The sequence below is a fragment of the Pseudomonas sp. FG47 genome, assembly GCF_057809115.1.
On the sequence record NZ_JBMDJI010000014.1, the window covers coordinates 75,639 to 93,611 of the forward strand.

The window sequence follows — 17,973 nt, forward strand, 5'->3', positions numbered from 1 at the left end:
CAAGAATGGCAAAAGAATACAGCCGTACCCAACGTATCGGTGATCAGATGCAGCGTGAGCTGGCCGAGCTGATCCGCCGCGAAGTCAAAGACCCGCGCGTCGGCCTGGTGACCATCACCGCCGTCGACGTCAGCCGTGACCTGGGCCACGCCAAGGTGTACATCACCGTGATGGGCCAGGACGGTACCGACGCCGTGCCGCAGACCCTCAAGGCCCTCAACAGCGCCGCGAGCTTCCTGCGCCTGCACCTTGGCCGCGTCATGCAGTTGCGCAGCGTGCCACAGCTGCATTTCCACTTCGATGAGAGCGTCAGCCGTGGTGTCCACCTGTCGGCGCTGATCGAACGTGCGGTGGCAGAAGACCGCCTGCACAAGGATGCCGACGAGCCGGACACCAAGGAGTAAGCGGTGGCCCAGGTCAAACGTATCCGCCGCAACGTCAGCGGCATCATCCTGCTCGACAAGCCGCTGGGGTTCACCTCCAACGCCGCCCTGCAGAAAGTCCGTTGGCTGCTCAATGCCGAGAAGGCCGGCCACACCGGCAGCCTCGACCCCTTGGCCAGCGGCGTGCTGCCGCTGTGCTTCGGCGAGGCGACCAAGTTCTCCCAGTACTTGCTCGATTCCGACAAGGGCTACGAAACGGTCATGCAGATGGGGCAGACTACGACCACGGCGGATGCCGAAGGCGAAGTGCTGCAAACCCGTGAGGTGACCGTTGGTCGTGCCGACATCGAAGCGGTGATTCCGCGTTTTCGTGGCGAAATCAAGCAGGTACCGCCGATGTACTCGGCTCTCAAGCGCGATGGCCAGCCGTTATACAAACTGGCGCGTGCAGGAGAGGTAGTGGAGCGCGAGGCGCGTTCTGTTACTATTGGCCGCCTGGAGTTGCTCGAGTGCGAAGGCACCCGTGCGCGCCTGTCGGTTGGTTGCAGCAAAGGCACCTATATCCGCACCCTGGTGGAGGATATCGGTGAGGCGTTGGGTTGTGGTGCCTACGTTGCCGAACTGCGCCGGACCCAGGCCGGGCCCTTCGCGCTGGCACAGACCGTGACGCTCGAGGAACTCGAACAGGCCCACGCCGAAGGTGGCAACGAAGCGCTCGATCGCTTCCTGATGCCCTCGGACAGCGGCCTGCAGGATTGGCCCCTGGTGGTGCTTTCCGAGCACAGCGCGTTCTACTGGCTGCATGGTCAGGCGGTACGCGCCCCGGATGCGCCACAGTTCGGCATGGTCCGGGTGCAGGATCACAACGCCCGCTTCATCGGTATCGGTGAGGTGAGCGAGGACGGGCGCATTGCGCCGCGTCGACTGATTCGGTCGGAATGACCGGAACCATCGGTGCAGGCTTCGGCTGAAACCGGCGGACTCGAGGGTGGCTGTTATTAGGCACGGTCACACCTCTTCTTATTAATACGGGGACTTGTCCCTGGCCTATTGGAGACCGTTCGCGGGATCCGTTTATCAGGAGAAGCCAAATGGCCCTCAGCGTCGAAGAAAAAGCCCAGATCGTTGCAGACTATCAGCAAGCCGCCGGCGACACCGGTAGCCCGGAAGTACAGGTTGCTCTGCTGACCTTCAACATCAACAAGCTGCAAGGCCACTTCAAGGCCAACGAAAAAGACCACCACTCCCGTCGTGGTCTGATCCGTATGGTCAACCAGCGTCGTAAGCTGCTGGACTACCTGAAGGGCAAGGACACCACTCGTTACAGCGCCCTGATCGGTCGCCTGGGCCTGCGTCGCTAATAGCGGCCTGGCCAGTGGTGTTGCATGGCGTGTCGCATTCCTCGGCAAGGCTGCCTGGCAGCCCTGCCGTTGGACACGCCGCGCGATCTGCGAGGTTGGCAGCCTGGTCTGCCGAGCGGTTCATCCGCCCGGCGCCAGGCTCCCAGCCTCGTGTTGTATCTGGACGGTCGATGGGGCCGATTCCCCGTGCTGCCCAAGAATTCGCAAGAACCAGTTCCCCCAAGAGCCACTGAAAAAGGTAGGAAACCGTGAACCCGGTAATCAAGACGTTCCAGTTCGGTCAATCGACCGTTACTCTCGAAACGGGCCGCATTGCCCGTCAGGCCACCGGCGCCGTGCTGGTCACCGTCGACAACGATGTCACCGTGCTGGTGACCGTGGTCGGTGCCAAGCAAGCCGACCCGGGCAAGGGCTTCTTCCCGCTGTCCGTGCACTACCAGGAAAAAACCTACGCCGCCGGCAAGATCCCTGGTGGTTTCTTCAAGCGTGAAGGCCGTCCTTCCGAGAAGGAAACCCTGACCTCGCGCCTGATCGACCGTCCGATCCGCCCGCTGTTCCCAGAAGGCTTCATGAACGAAGTGCAGGTTGTCTGCACCGTCGTCTCCACCAGCAAGAAGACCGATCCGGACATCGCTGCGATGATCGGTACCTCGGCTGCCCTGGCCATCTCCGGCATTCCGTTCGAAGGCCCGATCGGCGCTGCCCGCGTCGCCTTCCACGAAAGCACCGGCTACCTGCTGAACCCGACCTACGAGCAACTGGCTGCCTCGAGCCTGGACATGGTCGTCGCCGGTACCGAATCCGCCGTACTGATGGTTGAATCGGAAGCCCAAGAGCTGACCGAAGACCAGATGCTGGGCGCCGTCCTGTTCGCCCACGACGAATTCCAGGCCGTCATCAAGGCGGTCAAGGAGCTGGCTGCCGAAGCCGCCAAGCCGACCTGGGACTGGAAACCTGCCGTTGCCAACACCGAGCTGTTCAACGCCATCCGCGCCGAGTTCGGTGAAGCGGTGTCGCAGGGCTACACCATCACCGTCAAGGCCGACCGCTACGCGCGCCTGGGCGAACTGCGCGACCAGGCCGTTGCCAAGTTCTCCGGCGAGGAAGGCCAGCCATCGGCTGGTGAAGTCAAAGACATCTTCGGCGAAATCGAATACCGCACCGTTCGCGAAAACATCGTCAACGGCAAGCCGCGTATCGACGGTCGTGACACCAAGACCGTGCGTCCGCTGAACATCGAAGTCGGCGTTCTGCCCAAGACCCACGGTTCGGCCCTGTTCACCCGTGGCGAAACCCAGGCCCTGGTCGTCGCGACCCTGGGTACCGCCCGTGACGCCCAGCTGCTGGATACCCTCGAAGGCGAGAAGAAAGACCCCTTCATGCTGCACTACAACTTCCCGCCGTTCTCGGTGGGCGAGTGTGGTCGCATGGGCGGTGCTGGTCGTCGTGAAATCGGCCACGGCCGTCTGGCCCGCCGTTCGGTCCAGGCCATGCTGCCGGCCGCCGACGTGTTCCCGTACACCATCCGCGTGGTCTCGGAAATCACCGAATCCAACGGCTCCAGCTCCATGGCTTCGGTCTGCGGCGCTTCGCTGGCCCTGATGGACGCCGGTGTACCGATGAAAGCTCCGGTTGCCGGTATCGCCATGGGCCTGGTCAAGGAAGGTGACAAGTTCGCCGTCCTGACCGACATCCTCGGTGACGAAGACCACCTGGGCGACATGGACTTCAAGGTAGCTGGTACCGCCAAGGGCGTTACCGCGCTGCAGATGGACATCAAGATCAACGGCATCACCGAAGAGATCATGGAAATCGCCCTGGGCCAGGCCCTGGAAGCGCGCCTGAACATCCTCGGCCAGATGAACCAGATCATCGGCGAATCGCGTACCGAGCTGTCGGCCAACGCCCCGACCATGATCGCGATGAAGATCGACACCGACAAGATCCGTGACGTCATCGGCAAAGGCGGCGCCACCATCCGCGCCATCTGCGAAGAGACCAAGGCCTCGATCGACATCGAAGACGACGGTTCGATCAAGATCTTCGGCGAGACCAAGGAAGCGGCAGATGCTGCCAAGCAGCGCATCCTGGGCATCACCGCCGAGGCCGAAATCGGCAAGATCTACGTCGGCAAGGTCGAGCGCATCGTCGATTTCGGTGCTTTCGTCAACATCCTGCCGGGCAAGGACGGCCTGGTGCACATCTCCATGCTGAGCGATGCTCGCGTCGAGAAAGTCACTGACGTGCTGAAGGAAGGCCAGGAAGTCGAAGTGCTGGTACTGGACGTGGACAACCGCGGCCGTATCAAGCTGTCGATCAAGGATGTTGCCGCTGCCAAGGCATCGGGCGTCTAAGCCCTGAGTGGCTGGAAAAAGGACCCTTCGGGGTCCTTTTTTTTGGCCTGCCGCGGCCCCCGGAGGGCTGGCGAAGCAGGCGGCGCGACGATTGGTTCGCCGGCAAGCCGGCTCCTACGGGGTTTTGGCCTTGCATCTTGCATTCAGGTTTGCGCCGCAGCTTGCAAAATGCACGACGCCAAGCATTTTGGTTTTCTTCTAACTTATTGATTTATAAGGAATCAAGCGAAACGGAAAAACTGGCACAACCCCTGCAACATCACTCCTACCTGACGCCAGGAACCAAGGCGCAGACCTTTCGAAAAAACAGGAGTGACTCACATGAAGAAGTTCGCCATTGCTGCCGCTACTGCTACCGCTCTGACCCTGACCATGGCCAACGCAGCTTTCGCTGCTCAGTCCACCCAGGCCCCGATGACGCTTGCGGCCGGTGAGGTGACCAAAGCCAAGGAAGCGACTTCCGACACCTGGATCACCACCAAGGTGAAGGCTGACCTGATGACCGAGAAAGGCGTGCCAGGCAGTGACATCAAGGTCGAAACCAACAAGGGTGTAGTGTCGCTGTCCTCGGACGTGGCCATCACCGATGCGCAGAAAGAGATGGCAGTGGCCATCGCCAAGAAGATCAAGGGCGTGCAGGCCGTCTCGGCGGATGGCTTGAAGTCCGAATAAGGAATGTCCCGTCGGCCAAAAGGAGTTGGCCACCCCTTCAAGCAAAAGCCCCGGCCATCGCCGGGGCTTTTCTATTGGCGTTCAGGAAGGCGGCTTCAACTCACCGGGTTTCGGGCGATTACATCGCTCTCGAAGCACACCTGCTCTTCGATCAGCGGTTCCACCAGAGGGCGACTGTCGCGAAAATGCGCGGTCCGGGTATGCGCCTCGTACGCTTCATCGTCTTGGTAGATCTCGTACAGGTAGATGACATCGGCATTCTCCCGGTCCTGCGAGACATCGAATACCAGACAACCCGGCTCGGTGGCGACCGATGCCGCGGCGTTGGTATTGATGGCTGCCAGGAAGGCATCCGCGGTACCGGGTTTCACGCGCGTCTTGATAAATAGGCAGTACACATGACGCTCCTTTTGTTTTAGATTCTGTTGTGAATTGTATACAAAAAAAGGAGCCGCGCTCATGTCCGATCTACCTACCCGCCCAGGCCGCCTCAATGGCCTGCGGCACATCGCCCTGCTGGTCCCCAACCTGGAGGAGTGCGAGCGCTTCTACGTGGATGTGCTGGGCATGGAAGTGCTAAACCGTGCCAACGAAGACCTGGTCTACCTGACCTGCGGCAATGACAACCTGTCGCTCGGGCGCGGCGCAGGCGCGGCCAACGGGCTGCAGACCCTGGATCACTATGGCTTCATTGTCGACAGCGTCGAGGAACTGGAGGCTTGGTACCAGTACTTCAAGGCCCGTGGCGTGACCTTGCTGGATCGTCCGTTCAACCATGGCGATGGCGCGCGCAGCTTCCATTTGCTGGATCCGGCGGGGAACAAGGTGCAGCCGCTGTATCACCCGGCGGTGTCGGGGCAGCGGCTGGTCTGAAGGCTGTACGCCGTAGGAGCCAGCAAGCTGGCTCCTACGAGTCAAGGCAGAGCAGAAGCTTACTCTGCATCCAGGTGCATTGGCGTTACCACGCGCCCGTCACTTTCGGCCTGACCGAGGTTGGTGTCGATGAAGTACACCCGGTCATCTTCCAACTGCCCCTTGTCCACCAGGTAATCCTTGATGCTGCTGGCACGCTCCTGGCCGAGGTTGCGCAGCAACACGGCGCTCTCCGCCCAGGACTTGATCACCGCCTCGCGCAGCTTGGCGGTGCGCTCGTCGCGGCCGAGCTTTTCCCACTCGGCAGGCGGCTGCTGCTTGAGGCGGTTGCGGTAGATGCCTTCGAGCATCGGCGGTTTGTCGCTGTCGTCGACCACCAGCAACGATGCGTTGGCCGGAACCTTGTCGCCACGGCGCTGCAGGATCTTGTACCAGGTGGCCTGGTATTCGCGCTCCAGCCGTTGCTGGGCGATCAACGGGCCGTCGCTACTCTGTGCCGCGGTGCCTTCGATCTCCAGGCGCAGCTCAGGGCGCTCCTTGAGCGCCGAAGCCAACTTGTCGAGGGACGATTGCACCTCGGGAGTCAGGTCGCTGGAGCCGGCGGCGAACGAGACGTTGCCCAGGTCCTCGGAACCACCGCCCGAGACCAACCCGCCAAGCAGCTTGAACGGCGCCTGGGCCGCGCGCAGCACCAGGTTGCGCAGGGTCTGCCAGACAATCGGCATCACGCTGAACTGCGGGTTGTTGAGGTCGCCCGATACCGGCAGCTCGATGGAGATCTTGCCTTCGGTGTCCTTGAGCAGTGCCACCGCCAGGCGGATCGGCAGGTCCACCGCGTCCGGGCTGTCGACCTTCTCACCCAGCTGCAACTGTTCGACCACCACCTTGTTCTCGGCCTTGAGCTGGCCGTTGGTGATCAGGTAGTGCAGGTCGAGGTTCAGGCGGCCCTTGCGGATACGGAAACCCGCGAACTTGCCGGAGTAGGGCGTCAGGGTGGTCAGTTCGACGCGCTTGAAGCTGGTGGCGATATCGAGGCTGGCCATCGGGTCGAACGGATTGAGCGCTCCCTTGATGGTCACCGGCGCATAGCGGTCGACCTTGCCCTTGATATCTACCTTGGCCGGCATCGGCTTGCGGTTGTCGATGGTGCCGATCTGGCCGTTGAGTTGTTGCACGGCGGTGGCGAAGTTAGGCGTCAGGGTCAGGTCGGCGAAGTTGGCCGAGCCGTCGTTGATGCTGATCTGGCCGATACGGATACCCAGTTCCTTGCCGCTGCCGGCGGTAGCCGGTTTGCTCGCGGCCGGTGCAGGCTTGCCGGCGGGCTGTGGGATCAGCAGGTCGTCGACGTTGGTGGTGCGGTCTTCGTTGATGATGAAGCGCGCATAGGGCTGCAGCAGGGTCACCTTGTCGATCGACAGGGCGTCGCCGTGCACGTATGCCAGGCCGTCGACGTTGACCTGCTGCCATTTGACGAAGTCGCGGTTCTTGATGGTATCCAGGGTATGCAATTGGTTGGCCTGGGCCTTGCCGGTGATGCTGAAGGCCAGCGGCTCGGTGCTCTTGAGGTCGACCTTTAGGTCGCTGGAAAGCATGCCGCTGCGCAACTCGAGGCGGATGAACGGGCTGATGTAGGCCTGGGCCACGCGCAGGTCGATGTCGCGGGTGGCGACGTCGAGCTTGGCGGTCACCGGCGCCAGATTGACCTGGCCGGCAGCTTGCAGCTTGCCCTGCTTGCCCACCCCGGTGTCGAGCTTGAGGGTGAAGGGCGACTGGTTGAGGCTGTCGAAGTTCTGCAAGTCGAGGTTCAGTGGGCCGACATCCAGCGCCACCGGTTCCTTCTGGCTACGGTCGGCCAGGTGCACCATGTAGTTGCGCGCCTGTACGTCCTTGAGCAGCACCTGCCAGGGCTTGCTTGGCGTGGCGGCGGCTTTTTCCCTGTCGCTCGGTTCGGCAGTGGCCGGTTCGGCCTTTTCCTTGGCGGCGGCCTTGTCTGGCTGGCTGGCGAACAGCTTTTGCCAGTCGAGCTGGCCGTCTTTCTCCAGGGCGGCCCAGGTCTCGAGCTTTTCACTGCGAATCTTGCCGACCGTGACCAACTGCTTGGCCAGGTCGATGGAGGTCTCGCTCACTTCGAGGCTGGCCAGGCGCGCCAGCGGGCGGCCGTCCGGCGCCTTGATGGCGAAGGGCGCGACCCGCACCGAGGTGTTGTCCAGCAGCAGCTCGGTTTCCTTGGCCAGGTTGAGCTTGTAGTGGGCTTCTAGGCTGACCTTGCCGTCTTCCAGCACCAGCGGCACGGCATCGCGCACATAGGGCCAGAACAGCTTCATCTGGCCATCGCTGATCTTCAGCGTGCCTTGCGAGGCGATCGGCGTCAGGCTCAAGGTGCCGCTCCAGTCGATACGCCCGCCTGCCGGGCCATTGGCCACCAGGGTCATGTCGGCGTTGTCGTCTGGCAGGGTGCTGAGGTTCTTCAGCTCCAGGTTCATCGAGTCGTAGAGGAACTCGATGGGCTCGCTCGGGCGCAGGTCCTCGAAGTGCAGGTAGCCTTCGTTGAGCTTGATGCTGGCGATGCGTACCGGGAACGGATCGCTGGGTGGCTCGTCGGCTTTCGGTTCGCTTGGCGGCAGCTTGAACAGCTGCGCCAGGTTGAGGCTGCCGTCCTTGGCGAACAGCAACTCGGTGCGCGGCTTGTCCAACTCTACGGCGTCCAGGCGCAGGGCCTTGGTCCATAGGCTGTCCAGCGACAGATTGGCGTACAGGCGCTCGAAGCCGACCTGCTCCTTGCCGGGCTCGCCGATCTGCAGGCCCCAGAGCGTCAGCTCGAGGCTGAACGGGTTGAGCTCGATGCGTTGCAGGTGCGCAGGCACCGTGGCGTATTGCGCCAATTGCTGGTTGGCGATGCGCAGGGCGACGCCAGGGAGAATGAGAAAGCCGAGCAGGCTGTACAGGGCCACGAGGGCCAGCAGGGCGCCGAGGGCGCGGGTCAATCCTTTGGGCATGTGTCGCTTCGTCTGTATCAGGCTGGAGTGCTTGGAGTATGGCACGTTAAATCGGTTCCGATGAACGGACCAAAATACCTCATTCGACGCTCATGCGCCGCCTGGCGCGCTGCGCCGAGCCATTGCGCATGGCCCAGCGCAGCACCGGCGCGGTATTGCTCAGGCCCAGGCGGATCATGCGCCGCTCGAGCGCGCCCTGGTGCAAGCCGAGCATTGCGCTGGCCCAGTCCGGCAGCAGGTCGATGCCGGCCTTGAGCATCAGCTTGCCCACCGGCTCGGCGAGGCGGCTGGGGGCCGGGGCCTTGAGCAGGATATCGACCACCTCGAGGCTGCGCGCATCGCACCGCAACTGCGGGCGCATGCGCTGCAGGTAGGCATCCACCTCGGCACAGGAGCGAGGCACGTCGCGCGCGCCCAGGCGTTCGGCGATCAGGGCGATCTCGTTGTAGTAGGCGTCCTGCGCGCTACGCGCCAGACCAGGATTGCGGTAGCGCAGGTGGGCTGCGAGGAAGCTGCTGACTTCGGCCACATGCACCCAGGTCAGCAGGTCGGGGTCGCTGGCGGCGTAGGGGCGGCCATCGGCCGCAGTGCCGACCACCTTGAGGTGGATGGTGCGGACCTTGTCGATCAACCACTCGGCGTCACGGGTCGAACCAAAGGTGGTGCCGGAGATGAACTGGCTGGTGCGGCGCAGGCGGCCGAGCAGGTCCTGGCGAAAGTTCGAATGGTCCCAGACCCCGGCCAGGGCCAGCGGATGCAGCAGTTGCAGCATCAGCGCGCTGATTCCGCCCACCAGCATGCTGGGGAAGTCGCCATGCACCTGCCAGCTGATGCTCTGCGGGCCGAACAGGCCGGGATCGCCCTTGGGCGACTCCAGGTCGAGCTGGCCGAGGGCCAGCCCGGTGAGGCTCATGACTTGGGTTTCGATGCGGCGACGCAAGGCTTCCATGGCGACCTGTGCTGGCCGCCATGGCGGCCGTCTATGGGGTTGGGCAATTGTCGTCCAGTCGGGCACGGCCCGGGCTGGTGGGCGCGTGCGTTTCGAACGCGCCGCCCTGCACATGATAAACCGTGGGCTCCTCGGAAAAATATGGTGTCAGGTGGGCCATGAAGACCTGGTGGTCTTCACTGGCCTCGAAACCCGGCGCGTGGTCCTCCAGTGTTTGCCATTGCACGATCAGGTTGAACTGATGGGGGCTCTCGATCCCTTGCGCGAGCATATGGCTGACGTGACCCTTGGCTCGGCTGAGCAACGGGGCGACCTCGGCGAATGCGTGCGTGAAGGTATCGACGTGGGTCGGACGGATGGGAAGCAGGGCAATTTCGTAGATCATGGCGGTCCTTGAAGTCGAAAAGGGTGACTGGCGCTTCAAGCGCTGGCGGGATCGGCCATGGGCGCGACCGCAATGGCGATCTTCCCTTGCAGGCCATTGTTGGCGCTTTGCAGCCGGGCATGGGCGCGGGGAACCTCGGCGAGGGTGTAGACGGCGCCCACGTGTGGCTTTAGTTGCCCGCGCTCGACCAGCGCGCTCAACTCGTCGAGCTTGCCGCGGTGCTGCCGGGTGAAGACGAAGTGGTAACTCGCGTTGCGGCCCCAGGCCTGGATCAGGTTCTGCGGTTGCGCGATGTCCACGATCGACACCACGCGCCCCAGTTGCGCCAGGACGTCCGGGCTGCGTGCCAGGGTATCGCCACCAATGGTGTCGAAGACCACGTCGACGCCTTGGCCGGCCGTTTCCCGCAGGACGACATCGACATAATCCTGATGCTCATAGTCGATGACCACGTCCGCGCCCATTTGCCGCACGAATTCGGCATTGTCCTCGCGCACGGTGGTGAACACCCTGGCGCCCATGGCCTTGGCCAGCTGGATCGCCACGTGGCCGACACCGCCTGCGCCGCCGTGAACCAGAATGCGCTCGCCCACCCTGAGCGCTGCACGTACTACCAGGGCCTCCCAGGCAGTACCGCCGACCAGGCTAAGGCTGGCGGCCTGCAGATGGCTCAGCGAAGGCGGTTTCAGGCCGATGATGCCTTCGGCGGCGACGTGGTACTCGGCATAGCTGCCCGCCCCATCGAAGATCTGCGGCGTGTACCACACCTCGTCGCCCGGGCTGAACGCGGTCACACCTGGCCCGACGGCTTCGACGACGCCGGAAACGTCGTGCCCGGTAATGGCTGGGAGGGGCACCAGGTCAGGGTAGTCGCCACGCCGAACCTGGTAATCCAGGGGGTTGATGGAAGTGGCATGTACCCGGACCAGTACCTGTCCGGCCTGCGCCACCGGTTTGGCGACATCGCGATAGGCGAACGCGTCCGGGCCGCCAAAAGAATCCAGTATCAACGCTTTCATGGTGTTTTCTCGCTTCGATAAAAAGGGATATCGGGAAATATCGATACATAAAGTGAAATGAAGTTGCTGTTCTGTTCCTTGGCACCTGTCAGATGCCGTAGTTGCTGCCTCCGTGGGGTAGAAAAAATTCGACAAAACGGGATATCGGGAAAAGTCGATATGTAAAGGTGAAAGTGAAACCTACAACTCACTCCCGATCAGCTCGGCGAGCGCGCTGATGGCTGCTTCGTTACGCTTGTAATAGGTCCACTGGCCAATGCGCCGGACTTCGACCAGGCCTGCGCGCTGCAGAGTGGCCAGGTAGTCGGACACCGTCGACTGCGACAGCCCGACGCCTTCCTGGATGCTGCTCACACAGACGCCCACCGTATGAACGTCACCTTCGTCCTGGGGAGGAAAGTGTTTCACCGGGTCTTTCAGGCCTTTGAGGATCTCGAGACGGGTACGGTTCGAGAGTGCCTTGAATATGTCGAGCAGTTCCATGGCGCGATAATATCGGGATTTACCGATATGTCAATGCGGTAAAGGATGATCGGGGCGGCGCTGGCCGCCCCTAGGGTTCTACTGGTTGAGGCGCTTGTCGATCAGGCCCTGGACCACGCTGGGGTCGGCGAGGGTGGAGGTATCCCCCAGGTTGTCCAGCTCGTTGCAGGCGATCTTGCGCAGGATGCGCCGCATGATCTTGCCCGAGCGAGTCTTGGGCAGGGCGGGTGCCCACTGGATCAGTTCGGGCTTGGCGAAGCTGCCGATTTCCTTGCTGACCAGGGCCAGCAGTTCGGCCTTGAGCGCATCATCCGGTTCTATGCCGTTCATGGGGGTGACGAAGGCATAGACGCCCTGGCCCTTGAGGTCATGGGGATAACCGACCACCGCCGCTTCGGCGACGCTGTCGTGCAGCACCAGCGCGCTCTCCACCTCGGCGGTGCCGATGCGGTGGCCGGAGACATTGATCACATCGTCGATGCGCCCGGTGATCCAGTAGTCGCCGTCGGCGTCGCGGCGGGCGCCGTCGCCGGTGAAGTAATAGCCGGGCATGGGCTTGAAGTAGGTGTCGACCATGCGCTGGTGATCGCCGTAGACGCTGCGGATCTGCCCCGGCCAGCTGGCTTTGATCGCCAGCAGGCCGGCGCCTGGCCCCTCGATGAGCTTGCCCTTTTCATCCAGCAGCACCGGCTGCACGCCGAACATCGGTTGGGTGGCGCAACCGGGCTTGAGCCTTTGTGTGCCGGGAAGGGGCGTGAGCATGATGCCGCCGGTCTCGGTCTGCCACCAGGTGTCGACGATGGGGCAGCGTTTCTGCCCGACCGCCTCGAAGTACCATTCCCAGGCCTCCGGGTTGATCGGCTCGCCGACACTGCCGAGCAGGCGCAGGCTCTGGCGCGAGGTGCCCTGCAGCGGGCCGGAGCCTTCACGCATCAGGGCCCGCAACGCGGTGGGCGCGGTGTAGAAGATGTTCACCTGGTGCTTGTCCACCACCTGCCAGAAACGCGAGGTGTCGGGGTAGTTGGGCACGCCCTCGAACATCAGCGAGATCGCGCCGTTGGCCAGCGGGCCATAGACGATATAGCTGTGGCCGGTGACCCAGCCGACGTCGGCGGTGCACCAGAACACTTCGCCGTCGCGGTAATCGAACACCACCTTGAAGGTCATCGTCGCCTGTAGCAGGTAGCCGGCGGTGCTGTGCAGCACGCCCTTGGGTTTGCCGGTGCTACCGGAGGTGTAGAGGATGAACAGCGGGTCCTCGGCGTTCATCGGTTCGGGCGGGCAGTCGTCGCCGGCCTTTGCCGTTGCCTCGTGGTACCAGAGGTCACGGCCTTCGCTCCAGCTGACGTCACCGCCGGTGCGCTTGACCACGAGCACGCTGCTGACGGCCGGGCAGCTGGCCAGCGCCTTGTCGACATTCTGCTTGAGCGGTATGCGCTTGCCGCCGCGCACCCCTTCGTCGGCAGTGATCAGGGTGCGGCAATCGGCGTCGAGGATACGGTCGCGCAGGGCATCGGGGGAGAAGCCGCCAAACACCACCGAGTGAATGGCGCCGATGCGGGTGCAGGCGAGCATCGCGTAGGCGGCCTCGGGGATCATCGGCATGTAGATGCACACCCGGTCGCCTTTATTCACCCCCCGGGCTTTCAGGGCATTGGCCAGCCGGCACACCTGGCGGTGCAGCTCGCGGTAGCTGATGGCCTTGCTGTCGCTGGGATCGTCGCCCTCCCAGAGCAGGGCGGTCTGTTCGCCGCGCGTGGCCAGGTGGCGATCGATGCAGTTCTGACTGACATTCAGCTGAGCGCCGTCGAACCAGCGCGCACTACCGGTATTCAGGTCGCATTGCTGCACGCTCGACCAGGGCTTGATCCAGTCCAGGCGCTCGGCCTGCTTGGCCCAGAAGGTGTCGGGGTCGTCCACCGACTGGCGATAGAGGCGATGGTAGTCGTGGTCGGAGAGTGTGGCGGCCTGGCTGACGGCCAGTGCCTCGGGATAGTCGCGGATATCGAACATGGCGGGTGGTCCTGCTCTTGTTAGGGGCGAGGGACTGCAACGGCTATTCGATGGACAGTGTAGAAGGTGGGGGTGTTCCCTGGGGGAAACGCCGTCTGTGTAGGAGCGGCCTTGCGCCGCGAAAGGGCCGCAAAGCGGCCCCAGCAATCAAGGCTTTATTGTTGAAATCCTGGGGCCGCGGTGCGGCCCTTTCGCGGCACAAGGCCGCTCCTACAGACAGAGCGGCTGTCTGGCGTCAGCCGCGGTGACGGCCGCGGAAGTAGTTGATCAGGCCCTGGGTCGAGCCATCCTCGGCGCTGTCTTCCTGAGCGCCGACCAGGCGCTGATACACGCCCTTGCCCAGCTCCTTGCCCAGTTCCACGCCCCACTGGTCGAAGGCGTTGATGCCCCAGACCACGCTCTGCACGAACACCTTGTGCTCATACATCGCCACCAGCGCGCCGAGGCGGCGAGGGCTGATGCGCTCGACCACCAGGGTGTTGCTCGGGCGGTTGCCCGGGATCACCTTGTGCGGCGCCAGCTTGGCGATATCGGCCTCGTTCAGGCCCTTGGCGCGCAGTTCGGCCTCGGCTTCCGCGAGGGTCTTGCCGAGCATCAGCGCCTGGCTCTGCGACAGGCAGTTGGCATACAGCCACTGGTGGTGGTCGGCGACTGGGTTGAAGCTCACCACCGGCACGATGAAGTCAGCCGGGATCAGCTGGGTGCCCTGGTGCAGCAACTGGTGGTAGGCATGCTGGCCATTGCAGCCGACGCCGCCCCAGATTACCGGGCCGGTATCGGTCTTCACCGGGGTGCCGTCGGTCAGCACGCTCTTGCCGTTGGATTCCATGTCCAACTGCTGCAGGTGCTTGGTGATGTTGCGCAGGTAGTGGTCATACGGCAGGATCGCGTGGCTGCGCGCGCCCCAGAAGTTGCCGTACCACACGCCCAGCAGGGCCAGCAGCACCGGCATGTTCTTCTCGAACGGCGCGGTCTGGAAGTGCTGGTCCATGGTGTAGGCACCGGACAGCAGCTCCTTGAAGTTGGCAGTGCCGATGGCCAGGGCGATCGGCAGGCCGATTGCCGACCACAGCGAGTAGCGCCCACCGACCCAGTCCCACATCGGGAAGATGTTCTCTTCGCGAATACCGAAGGCCACGGCGGCGGCCTTGTTGCTCGAAACTGCGATGAAGTGGCGGTACAGCTCGGCTTCCGAGCCGCCTTGGGCCAGGTACCAGGTGCGTGCAGCCTGGGCGTTCTTCAGGGTTTCCAGGGTGTTGAACGACTTCGAAGAGACGATGAACAGGGTGGTTTCGGCGCGCAGCTTGGCCGACAGCTCATGGAATTCGCTGCCGTCGATGTTGGCCAGGTAGTGGCAGCGCACGCCGCGCTGGGCGTAGGGCAGCAGGGCTTCGGACACCAGCTCCGGGCCGAGGAACGAGCCGCCGATGCCGATGTTGACCACGTCGGTGATCGGCTTTTCGCTATAGCCGCGCCACAGGCCGTCATGGATGCGCCCGACCAGTTCGGTGATCTGGTTGAGCACCTTGTGCACGTCGGGCATCACGTTGACGCCATTGACGCTGAGTTTGTCGCCAACCGGACGGCGCAGGGCGGTGTGCAGCACCGGGCGGCCTTCGGAGGCGTTGATGATCTCGCCGTTGAACATCGCCTGGATGGCCGCTTCCAGGTCGACTTCCTTGGCCAGGTTCACCAGCAGGTCGCGGGTCTGCGCGGTAATCAGGTTTTTCGAGTAGTCGAGAAACAGTCCGCAGCTGCTCAAGGAGAACTGCTCGAAGCGCTTGCCGTCGGTGGCGAAGGCTTCGCGCATGCTGAAGCCCTGCATGGCGTCGCGGTGCTGTTGAAGCGCCTGCCAGGCGGGCAGTGCCGTCACATCGTGGGGGTTACGGTAATACGCCATTGCGGGTGGTTTCCTTGGTGCATGGTCAGGCTATGACACTGGCATTCGTTGCCAGTTGCAAGCTGCTCATTATAGGCATTGGCCGGAAACCGGGAATGGGGTAGGGCAGGGTGCGGGATGAAATTTTGTGGGGGCACTCACTCTGTGGGAGCGGCCTTGTGTCGCGAAAGGGCCGCTCACACACGAGTCGAGCTAGGCAGTCTGTGCTTCGAGGTGCAGATACAAGTTGTCGATCAGCCGGGTGTTACCCATGTAGGCCGCGGCGATCACCACCAGGTCACGGTCATCCGCCTGCGCCGGGCGCAGTGTCACGGCATGCCGCACTTCAAGGTAGTCCTTGCCAAAGCCCGCCGCTTCGAGCTGCGCCTGGCCCTCGGCGACCAGCGCCGGGAAATCGCGCTGGCCACGGCGAATCGCCTCGGCCATGCCGCTCAGGACCCGGTACAGCGCTGGCGCGGCGGTGCGTTGCTCGGCACTCAGGTAGCCATTGCGCGACGACAGCGCCAGGCCATCCTCGGCGCGCACGGTCGGCTCGCCGATGATCTGGATCGGCATGTTCAGGTCGCGCACCATGGCGCGGATCACCGCCAGTTGCTGGTAGTCCTTTTCGCCGAATACGGCGAGGTCTGGCTGGACCATGTTGAACAACTTGCTGACCACCGTCGCCACGCCCTCGAAGTGCCCCGGGCGGCTGGCGCCGCACAGGCCTTCGGACAGCTGCGGCACGCTGACCCGGGTTTGCACGGTCATGCCGTCGGGGTACATCTCCTCGACGGTGGGGGCGAACAGCAGGTGGCAGCCGGCCTGGAGCAGTTTTTCCTGGTCGGCGGCGAGGGTGCGCGGGTACTTGTCCAGATCCTCGCCCGCGCCGAACTGCAGCGGGTTGACGAAGATGCTGGCGACCACGAAGTCGGCGCGCTGGGCTGCCTTGGTCACCAGGGCGGCATGGCCGCTGTGCAGGTTGCCCATGGTCGGCACGAAGCCGATGCGCTTGCCTTCGCCACGGGCACGCGCCACGGCGGCGCGCAGTTCACGAACGGTCTTGACGGTATTCATGCGCTGAACCCATGTTCGCTACCGGGGAAGCTGACGTCCTTGACTGCCTGTACGTAGGCGGCCAGGGCGCTCTGGATATCGGGCTGGCCGGCCATGAAGTTCTTCACGAACTTCGGCACGCGGCCGCTCAGCGACAACCCGAGCATGTCGTGCAGCACCAGTACCTGGCCATCGGTGGCGCTGCCGGCGCCGATGCCGATCACCGGGATGCTCACCGCCTGGGTGATTTCCGCGGCCAGTTCGCTGGGCACGCACTCGAGCAGCAGCATGGCGGCGCCTGCCTGTTCCAGGGCAATGGCGTCGGCGCGCATCTGCCGCGCCTGGGCTTCCTGGCGGCCTTGGACCTTGTAGCCACCGAGCACGTTGACGGTCTGCGGGGTCAGGCCCATGTGCGCGCACACCGGCACGCCGCGTTCGGCCAGCAGGCGGATGGTCTCGCCCAGCCAGGCGGCACCTTCGATCTTGACCATGTGGGCGCCGGCGCGCATCAGCTGGGCGGCGTTGGCGAAGGCCAGCTCAGGGGTGGCGTGGGCCATGAACGGCAGGTCGGTGAGGATTAGCGCACCGCTGTTGCCGCGCTTTACGCAAGCGGTGTGGTAGGCCATGTCGTCGTTGCTGACGGGCAGGGTGCTGTCATGGCCCTGCAGGACCATGCCCAGGGAGTCGCCGACCAGCAGGACTTCGACACCCGCATCGCTCGCAGCCTTGGCGAAGGTCGCGTCGTAGCAGGTCAGCATGGTGATTTTTTCACCCTTGGCCTTGAGGCCGTTCAGGGTGGTCAGGGTTACTTCAGGCATGTAGGGGCATCCTCGTTCAGGCGCTGTGAACAACAACTGCGGACAACGCGTGCATTCATCTTCCGGAGCGGCACATCATCGATCGTGATGTTCGGGCGCAGGTCCGTCCGAGCCTAAATGGGTGATTGCGGCATAGTGGCGCCGCGGGACGCCTATAGTCGTGAGCGAGGTGGGGGAAGTCAATAATCCGTGTTACCGCATTGTTACGCCGTGGGTGTTACTGGCGTTACCTTGCCCTGGAACGCCCGGATTACAGGCGTTCCAGGCCGACGAACGGGCACGCCTGGAGCAACTGCTGCAGGAGGCGGCCATCGGCGAGGCAGAAGTCGGCGGGCACCAGCTCGGCGAGCGGGTAGAGCACGAAGGGACGCGCGTGCATGTGATAGTGTGGCACTTTCAGGCGCGGTACATCGATGACCTGATCACCAAACAGCAGCACGTCGAGGTCTAGGGTGCGCGGGCCCCAGCGTTCCTTGCGCACGCGGCCCTGGTCATTTTCGATGGCTTGCAGGGCATCGAGCAGGTCAAGTGGCGCCAGCGTCGTATCGATGGCCGCCACGGCGTTGGTGTAGCGTGGCTGGCCGGGCAGCAGCGAGTCGCTGGTATAGAAGGCCGACGCCGCCGCCAGGCGAGTGTCGGCCATCAGGTCCAGCGCCTGGAGGGCGCTTTGCAACTGCTCGGCGGGCTGGTCCAGGTTGCTGCCCAGGCCGATGAACGCACGGGTGCTCATGC

At 63.5% G+C, this 17,973-nt stretch carries 17 protein-coding genes; 6 read left to right on the plus strand and 11 right to left on the minus strand.

What is annotated here, in order from left to right:
* The first annotated feature begins 5 nt into the window (after positions 1–5).
* From rbfA to ACODS5_RS13065, 5 genes are all read left to right on the plus strand, one after another.
* Complete coding sequence (gene rbfA / locus ACODS5_RS13045) at positions 6–404, plus strand: 30S ribosome-binding factor RbfA (RefSeq protein WP_134691572.1); 399 nt, start codon at positions 6–8, stop codon at positions 402–404.
* Between the two features lie 3 nt (positions 405–407).
* Positions 408–1,325, plus strand: coding sequence for a tRNA pseudouridine(55) synthase TruB (gene truB / locus ACODS5_RS13050; protein WP_134691571.1), 918 nt, complete (start codon positions 408–410; stop codon positions 1,323–1,325).
* Positions 1,326–1,474: 149 nt separating this feature from the next.
* Positions 1,475–1,744, plus strand: coding sequence for a 30S ribosomal protein S15 (gene rpsO / locus ACODS5_RS13055; RefSeq protein ID WP_023629335.1), 270 nt, complete (start codon positions 1,475–1,477; stop codon positions 1,742–1,744).
* A 248-nt stretch (positions 1,745–1,992) separates the two neighbouring features.
* A complete protein-coding gene (pnp, locus tag ACODS5_RS13060; RefSeq protein ID WP_134691570.1) occupies positions 1,993–4,098 on the plus strand; it encodes a polyribonucleotide nucleotidyltransferase in 2,106 nt (701 codons plus the stop codon).
* Between the two features lie 321 nt (positions 4,099–4,419).
* Positions 4,420–4,770, plus strand: coding sequence for a BON domain-containing protein (locus tag ACODS5_RS13065; RefSeq protein ID WP_028691248.1), 351 nt, complete (start codon positions 4,420–4,422; stop codon positions 4,768–4,770).
* 95 nt (positions 4,771–4,865) lie between these two features.
* On the opposite strand, the gene ACODS5_RS13070 is transcribed toward ACODS5_RS13065, so the two are convergent.
* Complete coding sequence (locus tag ACODS5_RS13070) at positions 4,866–5,168, minus strand: heme-binding protein (protein ID WP_134691569.1); 303 nt, start codon at positions 5,166–5,168, stop codon at positions 4,866–4,868.
* Positions 5,169–5,229: 61 nt separating this feature from the next.
* Here ACODS5_RS13070 and ACODS5_RS13075 point away from each other — a divergent pair, with 61 nt between their 5' ends.
* Positions 5,230–5,643, plus strand: coding sequence for a VOC family protein (locus ACODS5_RS13075; RefSeq protein ID WP_489108871.1), 414 nt, complete (start codon positions 5,230–5,232; stop codon positions 5,641–5,643).
* A gap of 59 nt (positions 5,644–5,702) precedes the next feature.
* Here the strand turns inward: ACODS5_RS13075 and ACODS5_RS13080 are convergent, their stop codons facing one another.
* From ACODS5_RS13080 to folK, 10 genes are all read right to left on the minus strand, one after another.
* Positions 5,703–8,639 (minus strand): DUF748 domain-containing protein, encoded by a 2,937-nt coding sequence (locus tag ACODS5_RS13080; protein WP_489108872.1) that lies wholly within the window; start codon positions 8,637–8,639, stop codon positions 5,703–5,705.
* Between the two features lie 79 nt (positions 8,640–8,718).
* Positions 8,719–9,588: an oxygenase MpaB family protein gene (locus ACODS5_RS13085; RefSeq protein ID WP_489108873.1), complete on the minus strand. Its 870-nt coding sequence runs from the start codon at positions 9,586–9,588 to the stop codon at positions 8,719–8,721.
* A gap of 31 nt (positions 9,589–9,619) precedes the next feature.
* Positions 9,620–9,973, minus strand: coding sequence for an antibiotic biosynthesis monooxygenase family protein (locus ACODS5_RS13090; RefSeq protein WP_489108874.1), 354 nt, complete (start codon positions 9,971–9,973; stop codon positions 9,620–9,622).
* Between the two features lie 35 nt (positions 9,974–10,008).
* Entirely contained in the window at positions 10,009–10,992 is a 984-nt protein-coding gene (locus ACODS5_RS13095) for a zinc-dependent alcohol dehydrogenase family protein (protein ID WP_134691564.1), read from the minus strand.
* Between the two features lie 180 nt (positions 10,993–11,172).
* Positions 11,173–11,475, minus strand: coding sequence for an ArsR/SmtB family transcription factor (locus ACODS5_RS13100; protein ID WP_023631021.1), 303 nt, complete (start codon positions 11,473–11,475; stop codon positions 11,173–11,175).
* 78 nt (positions 11,476–11,553) lie between these two features.
* Complete coding sequence (gene acs / locus ACODS5_RS13105; RefSeq protein ID WP_489108875.1) at positions 11,554–13,488, minus strand: acetate--CoA ligase; 1,935 nt, start codon at positions 13,486–13,488, stop codon at positions 11,554–11,556.
* Positions 13,489–13,723: 235 nt separating this feature from the next.
* A complete protein-coding gene (gene pgi / locus ACODS5_RS13110) occupies positions 13,724–15,388 on the minus strand; it encodes a glucose-6-phosphate isomerase (protein ID WP_134691562.1) in 1,665 nt (554 codons plus the stop codon).
* Positions 15,389–15,580: 192 nt separating this feature from the next.
* Positions 15,581–16,444: a pantoate--beta-alanine ligase gene (gene panC / locus ACODS5_RS13115; RefSeq protein ID WP_489108876.1), complete on the minus strand. Its 864-nt coding sequence runs from the start codon at positions 16,442–16,444 to the stop codon at positions 15,581–15,583.
* Positions 16,441–17,241, minus strand: a complete 801-nt coding sequence (gene panB, locus ACODS5_RS13120; RefSeq protein WP_134691560.1) for a 3-methyl-2-oxobutanoate hydroxymethyltransferase — start codon at positions 17,239–17,241, stop codon at positions 16,441–16,443. The genes panC and panB overlap by 4 nt, the downstream gene beginning before the upstream one ends.
* A gap of 250 nt (positions 17,242–17,491) precedes the next feature.
* Positions 17,492–17,971, minus strand: coding sequence for a 2-amino-4-hydroxy-6-hydroxymethyldihydropteridine diphosphokinase (gene folK, locus ACODS5_RS13125; RefSeq protein ID WP_489108877.1), 480 nt, complete (start codon positions 17,969–17,971; stop codon positions 17,492–17,494).
* Positions 17,972–17,973: the final 2 nt, after the last annotated feature.